We start from the raw sequence: 513 nt of genomic DNA, 5'->3' as shown, positions 1-513 counted from the left end.
ATCGATCCAGCCGACCGGTTCGCGGCTGGTGGCCAGGATGGTCAGCGTGGGCGCCGTCGCCAGCAGTTTGGTGATCACCCGGCCGACGCTGCGGAGCACGTGCTCGCAGTTGTCCAGCACCAGGATTCGCCGCTCGGCGCCGGCGGTGGCGTCGGTGAACGTGCTCATCAGCAGATCCCACTCCGACGGATCGCTGCCGTCGGTGCGCATCACCGACCGCACCACGTCCTCGTCGGCGAGCCGGTCGTCGCGTTCGACCTCGGCCAGCCGAGCCCAATACACCGGTCGACGCTGATCGTGCGATATGCGCCGCAGGGCTTCGGCCGCCAGCCGGGTCTTGCCGATGCCGCCGGGCCCCACCAGGGTGATCAACCGGGCATCACCGGCGAGCAGGGCGTCCAGGCGGGCCAACTCGGCGGTACGCCCGACGAATTCGCTCACCCCGAGGACCTCATGAGCGGATTCGGAGAGCACTACGTCGGACACCGGTAACACGACCATATGGACGTAAAT

1 protein-coding gene is annotated in these 513 nt (G+C 68.0%); it reads right to left on the bottom strand.

Annotated features, from left to right (window positions below):
* Positions 1-441, bottom strand: a 441-nt coding sequence (locus tag ON30_RS27755; protein ID WP_169334955.1) for an AAA family ATPase, incomplete at its 3' end; no start/stop codon positions are given.
* Positions 442-513: the final 72 nt, after the last annotated feature.

The organism is Nocardia takedensis NBRC 100417 (assembly GCF_000308695.1).
Lineage (GTDB): Bacteria > Actinomycetota > Actinomycetes > Mycobacteriales > Mycobacteriaceae > Nocardia > Nocardia takedensis.
This window is presented reverse-complemented; position numbering and strand designations above follow the sequence as displayed.